This window comes from Streptomyces sp. SM11, assembly GCF_002910905.1.
Taxonomy (GTDB): Bacteria; Actinomycetota; Actinomycetes; order Streptomycetales; family Streptomycetaceae; genus Streptomyces.
This window is the reverse complement of sequence record NZ_NEUE01000285.1, coordinates 37,297-43,478: the sequence shown is the minus strand read 5'-3', so window position 1 is coordinate 43,478 and position 6,182 is coordinate 37,297. Positions and strand designations below refer to the sequence as shown.

Annotated in this window: 5 protein-coding genes and 1 pseudogene; 4 read left to right on the top strand and 2 right to left on the bottom strand. The window is 71.1% G+C overall.

The window, feature by feature from the left end; translation table 11 throughout:
• The first annotated feature begins 397 nt into the window (after positions 1 to 397).
• The 3 genes from B9S58_RS31400 to B9S58_RS31390 all read left to right on the top strand — a co-directional run bounded on the left by B9S58_RS31400 (position 398) and on the right by B9S58_RS31390 (position 2,009).
• Positions 398 to 1,192 (top strand): VOC family protein, encoded by a 795-nt coding sequence (locus B9S58_RS31400; RefSeq protein ID WP_103535315.1) that lies wholly within the window; start codon positions 398 to 400, stop codon positions 1,190 to 1,192.
• A 128-nt stretch (positions 1,193 to 1,320) separates the two neighbouring features.
• On the top strand, positions 1,321 to 1,575 hold the full coding sequence (locus B9S58_RS31395) for a WhiB family transcriptional regulator (protein WP_103535319.1): 255 nt from the start codon (positions 1,321 to 1,323) through the stop codon (positions 1,573 to 1,575).
• A gap of 146 nt (positions 1,576 to 1,721) precedes the next feature.
• Positions 1,722 to 2,009 (top strand): hypothetical protein, encoded by a 288-nt coding sequence (locus B9S58_RS31390; RefSeq protein ID WP_181009521.1) that lies wholly within the window; start codon positions 1,722 to 1,724, stop codon positions 2,007 to 2,009.
• 106 nt (positions 2,010 to 2,115) lie between these two features.
• Here B9S58_RS31390 and B9S58_RS31385 read toward each other — a convergent pair whose 3' ends face one another.
• On the bottom strand, positions 2,116 to 3,090 hold the full coding sequence (locus B9S58_RS31385) for an acyl-ACP desaturase (RefSeq protein ID WP_103535314.1): 975 nt from the start codon (positions 3,088 to 3,090) through the stop codon (positions 2,116 to 2,118).
• A 58-nt stretch (positions 3,091 to 3,148) separates the two neighbouring features.
• A pseudogene (locus B9S58_RS31380) lies at positions 3,149 to 4,972 on the bottom strand (ATP-binding cassette domain-containing protein); the annotation flags it as partial.
• Between the two features lie 100 nt (positions 4,973 to 5,072).
• Between B9S58_RS31380 and B9S58_RS31375 the strand changes: the two are divergent.
• Positions 5,073 to 6,146, top strand: a complete 1,074-nt coding sequence (locus tag B9S58_RS31375; protein ID WP_103535313.1) for a polyprenyl synthetase family protein — start codon at positions 5,073 to 5,075, stop codon at positions 6,144 to 6,146.
• Positions 6,147 to 6,182 lie beyond the last annotated feature (36 nt).

The window sequence follows — 6,182 nt, the reverse complement described above, 5'->3', positions numbered from 1 at the left end:
CCCGCGGGCCGTGCCGCCCGCTGCCCCGCTCTGCGTCATGTGCGTCCCTCTTTTCCTGAGAGGGCGCCTCGCAGCCCCGGACCCCCATCTTCCGGCCTCCCGCCATCGTGCCACGCCCCGCCGACACTCCCGGCTCCGTCGTGGGCTCGTGACAGCAGGGCCCTTGAGGGCAGGGCTCTTCACGGCCGGGCGACGCGCCGGTTCAACGCTTCGCCCCGGCGGGCACGCGATGCCTACCCTGGGCCGCACGGCGAACGCGATCACCGCCGGTGGACCACGCCCCGGCTGGCCCCGCGCGGACTGCGGTTGTCCGTGCCCGGTGCAAGACTCGGAACGAGAGGAATCACCCCGGCAGTACCGACGAGCAACACCACCCGGACCGACTGAGGAGTGCGCCATGATCAGCCCCACCTTCCTTGACGGAGCGCCCAGCTGGGTCGATCTCGGCACTCCCGACCTCGAAGGGGCCACCGCCTTCTACGGGGAGCTGTTCGGATGGGACCTGATCCCCGGCGGCCCCGAGGTCGGCGGTTACGGCATGCTCACCCTCAACGGCCGGTACGTCGGCGGTGTGATGACGGTGTCCGATGAGGAGTCGCCGAGCGCTTGGTCGGTCTCCTTCCAGTCACCCGACGTCGCCGCCACCGCCGCGGCGGTGGAGCGGGCGGGCGGCAGCGCCGCGTTCGAGCCGATGGACGTCCTGGACTTCGGCAGCATGGGCGGATTCACCGACCCGGCCGGAGCGTATTTCGGTGTCTGGCAGCCGAAGGAGCACCCCGGCTTCGGCGTCGTCCAGGAGCCCGGCTCGTTTCTCTGGGCCGAGCTGTACACCCCCGACGTCCCGGCGGCGGCCGCGTTCTTCGGGAGCGTCCTGGGCTGGGGGACCGACGAGCTGAAGGTGGAGGGCACCGACTACACCTACACCACGGTCCACCCGGCCGGCGCCGGCCCGGACGCGTCGTTCGGCGGCCTGGTCCGGATGGGCGACGTCCCGTCCGAGGCCGCCCGCGGCCCCCACTGGCTGCCGTACTTCGACGTGGCCGACGTCGACGCCACGGTGGCCGGGGCGAAGCGGCTCGGCGGCACCGAGACGCTGGTCGCCATGGAGGTGCCCGGCGTCGGCAGGATGGCCAACGTCGCCGATCCGTACGGGGCGGTCTTCGCGGTCATGAGGCCCGAGCCGAGGCAGTAGACGCGAGGCCGGAGACTCCGACGCGGGGCGGCGACCGCGGAGGCTCCGGCGAAGACTCCGGTGCCGCCCCGGCGCGGATTGATGAATCGTTGAGCAGTCGTTTATCGCCACCGGGCACCGTGGGCTCCATGCTGATCAACACCGTGACCGACGACGCGCCCGCCTGGCAGGAGACCGCGTTGTGCGCGCAGGCCGGGCCCGAGTTCTTCTTCCCGGCCCCGGGCAGCTCGACCCGCGAGGCCAAGCAACTGTGCAACGCCTGCGAAGGGCGTCTGGCCTGCCTGGAGTACGCACTCGCCAACGACGAGCGGTTCGGCGTCTGGGGCGGGCTGTCCGAGAAGGAGCGCGGGCGGCTGCGCAGAGACGGGCGCGACCTGGTCTGAAACACCCCCGGTCGCACCCACGCACCGTAAACCCGTGGGGTGTTCGGTCGGGGCCCGGCACAATCGGGCCCAGGGCCCAGGCTCCGCCGCTGTCCTCGTCGCCGGCCTCCTCGACGCGCTCGAACCGCTGCCCCACCCCGGGGCGCATGAGTGAACTGGCGGTGCGGGCAGGCCGGCCGGCTGCCCAGGGATCGCTGCGCGCCGTCCTCGACGAACTGGAGGACGGCGACCCGGAAACCCTGCTGCTCGTCGTCGCACGGCCGGCGGGGACGGGGGACCCGGCCGAGGGCCTGCTCGCCGCCGAACTGACCGTGGCGTACGGGCCGCGCACCGGGTGGGCCGGCCCGTGGCGCACCCAGCCGCGGATGCTGCGCCAGCACTCCTCGGACGATGTACGTGACGTGGTGTGCGCCGAGGCCACCGCCGAGGAGTGATGCCCGGGCGCGTCGGGCCCGGGGGCGGTTCAGGGCGCCGACCGGGGATCAGGGCATGTCGTCCGCGTCATGCCGGGCTCGCGGGGTCCGGGGGCGCCGGGTGGGATCAGGCGCGGCCGCGCGCCGCCATCCGGACCTTGCGGGCGGCGAGCTTCTCGTCGAACTTCGACGCCTCGCTGTCCAGCCCGCCCATGTACAGACCGAGCTCCTCCTGGGCCTTCGCACCCTCCGGGCCGAGCCCGTCGATGTCCATCACCTTCAGGAAGCGCAGCACGGGCTGGATCACGTCGTCGTGGTGGATGCGCATGTTGTAGATCTCGCCGATCGCCATCTGGGCGGCGGCCCGCTCGAAGCCGGGCATGCCGTGTCCGGGCATCCGGAAGTCGACGACGACGTCCCGCACGGCCTGCATGGTCAGGTCCGGGGCCAGCTCGAAGGCGGCGCCCAGGAGGTTGCGGTAGAAGACCATGTGGAGGTTCTCGTCGGTTGCGATCCGGGCCAGCATCCGGTCACAGACCGGGTCGCCGGACTGGTGGCCGGTGTTGCGGTGCGAGACGCGGGTGGCCAGCTCCTGGAAAGCGACGTACGCGACGGAGTGCAGCATCGAGTGCCGGTTGTCCGACTCGAAGCCCTCCGCCATGTGCGCCATGCGGAACTGCTCCAGCTTGTCCGGGTCCACGGCGCGCGAGGTGAGCAGATAGTCGCGCATCACGATGCCGTGGCGGCCCTCCTCGGCGGTCCAGCGGTGCACCCAGGTGCCCCACGCTCCGTCGCGGCCGAACAGCGAGGCGATCTCGTGGTGGTAGCTGGGGAGGTTGTCCTCGGTCAGCAGGTTCACCACGAGGGCGATCTTGCCGATGTCGGTGACCTTGGACTGGTCTGCCGCCCACGCCTCGCCGTCGTCGAAGACGCCGGGGAAGTTGCGCCCGTCGGAGAACGGAACGTACTCGTGCGGCATCCAGTCCTTGGCGACCTTGAGATGGCGGTTGAGTTCCTTCTCCACCACCTCTTCCAGCGCGTACAGCAGCTGGGCGTCGGTCCACGCCTTCGAACTGCCGAGGTGGGGAGAGGTGATCGTCACGGGGAGCTCCTGGGGACGGGAGAATTACCTACGGCTTCGTAGGTTACGTGACCGTAGGTTAAAGCGGCGTTAAGGACAAAGCCAAGCCCGCTCCCGGCAGTGGTCGGTTACACAGGGTCATGTGTCCAGGTGGTGAGGTGTGTGAGGGGCCCTCTCGGGCCTTCCCGGAGCCCCTTTTCGCTACGCTGGAGTCAGTGATTCCCCCCGGATCCCGGCGCAGATACCGCCCGGTGACGGATGTCGGATGCGCGAGCAGACCGGCGGGCGTCCCCTCGAAGACCAGCGCCCCGCCGCCCTTGCCGCCGTCCGGGCCGAGGTCGATCACCCAGTCCGCCCGCTTGACCACATCCAGGTTGTGCTCCACGCAGATCACCGTGCTCCCCGCGTCGACCAGCCGGTCCAGCAGATCCACCAGCGCGCCCGTGTCCGCCAGGTGCAGTCCGGTCGTCGGCTCGTCCAGCACGTACACGCTGGAGGTGCGGTGCAACTGGGTGGCGAGCTTGATCCGCTGACGCTCGCCGCCCGACAGCGAGGAGAGCGGCTGCCCCAGCGTGAGGTAGGTGAGCCCGACCGCGTCAAGGGTGCGCAGCTTCCGCAGCAGCACCGGATCCTCGAACAGCCCGGCCGCCCGCACCGCCGTCATGCCCAGGACGTCCACGATCGACCGGCCCCCGACCCGGTGCTTCAGTACGTCGTCGTGGAAGCGGCGGCCCTCGCACTCCGGGCAGGTCGTGGTGACCGGATCCATGAACGCCAGATCCGTCGAGATCTCCCCGCGCCCCGAGCAACCCGCTCAGGCCCCGGCGGAGTTGAAGCTGAACAGCCCCGCCTCCACGCCGTTCTCCCGGGCGAACACCTTGCGGATGGCGTCCAGCGCGCCGATGTACGAGGCGGGGGTGGAGCGCGACGAGGCCGTGATCGCGCTCTGGTCGATCACCACCGCCTGCGGGTAGGCCGCTGTGAACAACCGCGACACCAGGGTCGACTTCCCGGAACCCGCCACCCCCGTCACCGCGGTCAGCACCCCGGTGGGGAACGACACGTCCAGATCCTTGAGGTTGTGCAGATCGGCTCCGTACACCGGAAGCCGGCCGGTGGGGGAGCGGACGGTCTCCTTGAGCGGGGTGCGGCGGCGCAGCGACCGGCCGGTGAGCGTGTCGGCCTCGCGCAGCCGCTCGAAAGGCCCCTCGAAGACGACGTGACCGCCGTCCGCCCCGGCCCGCGGCCCCATGTCGACGACATGGTCGGCGACGGCCATCACATCCGGATCGTGCTCGACGACCAGCACCGTGTTGCCCTTGTCGCGCAGCCGCACCAGCAGATCGCCCAGCCGTCCGACGTCGCGCGGATGCAGGCCGACGCTGGGCTCGTCGAAGACGAACGTCAGCCCGGTGAGCGAACTGCCCAGATGCCGCACCTTCTTGAGCCGCTGGCCCTCGCCCCCCGACAGGGTCGTGGTCTCCCGGTCCAGGCTCAGATACCCGAGCCCGATGCCGGCCAGCCGCTCCAGCCGTTCCCGGGCGGCGGTGGCGACGGGCCCGCCCACCGGATCGTCGATCCGCTCCAGTACGCCGACGAGTTCGGCGACCTCCATCCGCCCGTAGTCGGCGGGCGAGAGCCCGTCGATCCGGGTGGCGAGCGCCGCCGCGTTGAGCCGTGCCCCGCCGCAGGCCCCGGACATCCGCTCCACGGTGAACCGGGCGGCGGCCTCGCGCCGCTTCTCGGACAGCGAGGCGGTGTCGCGTTTGAGGTGCAGCCGGTCGAAGCGCGTCACGACCCCCTCGAACCGCATGTCGGCCGAGGCGGTCCGCATGTCGACGCGGACCGTGAACCCCGAACCGTGCAGCAGGAGCCGTCGCTCCTCCTCGCCGAACTCGGCCACCCGGTGCACCTCCTGACCCCGACCGCGGACCTCGGGCACCGGCCGTTATCGTCGCACGTCTACCCGGTGTCACCCGATTCCCCAGCAGGAAGCATGTGTCATGACCCAGCGGCAGTTCCTTGAGCGCGTCAGCGGATACGAGCGTTGGTTCAACAGGTTGTTCGAGGAGTACTTCGCCACGCTGGGCACCGCGCTCGACGTGCCGTCGTTCAGCCGGTTCACCCCCGAGTGCCTCGGCCTGCTGCGGGAGTTGTCCTTGCGGGGCGGGAAGCGGATGCGGGTCGTGCTGCTGCACGAAGCGACGCGTCTGGTGACGGACCAGCCCGTCGAGGGTCTGGACGCCGCCGCGCTGAGTATCGAGCTGCTGCAGACCCACGGACTGGTGCACGACGACCTCATCGACGACAGCCCCGTCCGCCGTGGGGGCCCGTCGACCTACTACGCCTACCGCGGGCGGTTCCCCGACCACCCGCAGGCGGCCCTGGGGCTGACGGTGCTCGCGGGTGACCTGGCGCTGGCGCTGTCGCTGCGGGTGCTGTTGGACGCGAAGGTGCCGACCGGTGTGCGGCAGTCCATGGTCGAGGTGCAGACGCGGGCGGCGGCCGACACGTTCGTGGGCCAGATCATCGACCTGGAACGCGACTTCGCCACCGCTCCGGACGAGGAGGTCCTGCACAGCGTGGCCGACCACAAGTCCGCCCGCTACTCGATCCTCGCCCCCCTCCAGCTCGGCCTGCTGGCCGCGGGCGAACAGCCGCAGCTCTTCGAGAAGGAGCTGCGGGAGTACGCGCGGTTGGTGGGGATCTGCGGGCAGATGCGCGATGACTACCTGGACCTGTTCGGGGACGCGGACACCATGGGCAAGCCGACCGGAACCGACCTCCGCGGCGGCAGGCACAGCTACACCGTCCGTGCCCTCCTCGCGGCCGTCGACGACGTCGAGCGGCGCGTGGTGGACACCGCGCTCGGTGACGCGTCCTGCACATCGGAGACGGTTGCCGCCGTCCGTGAGATCGGCGAGCGCCGCGGCGTGGCGGACCGCATGCGGGCGGACATGCGGCGCTACGCGCGGCAGGCGTCCGAGGTGGCCGCCGGCTGGCGTCCGCGGTGGCGGGAGGAGGCGGTGGGCTTCTTCGAACAGCTGCCGCTGTGGAGCGTTGAGCGATCACGGTGACCGGCGACCCCCTGTCAGCGCCGGGGAGGGCGGTGT

Coding starts and splice junctions, on each gene's coding strand:
- B9S58_RS31400 (WP_103535315.1), top strand. CDS start 398: ATGATCAGCCCCACCTTCCTTGACGGAGCGCCCAGCTGGGTCGATCTC.
- B9S58_RS31395 (WP_103535319.1), top strand. CDS start 1,321: ATGCTGATCAACACCGTGACCGACGACGCGCCCGCCTGGCAGGAGACC.
- B9S58_RS31390 (WP_181009521.1), top strand. CDS start 1,722: ATGAGTGAACTGGCGGTGCGGGCAGGCCGGCCGGCTGCCCAGGGATCG.
- B9S58_RS31375 (WP_103535313.1), top strand. CDS start 5,073: ATGACCCAGCGGCAGTTCCTTGAGCGCGTCAGCGGATACGAGCGTTGG.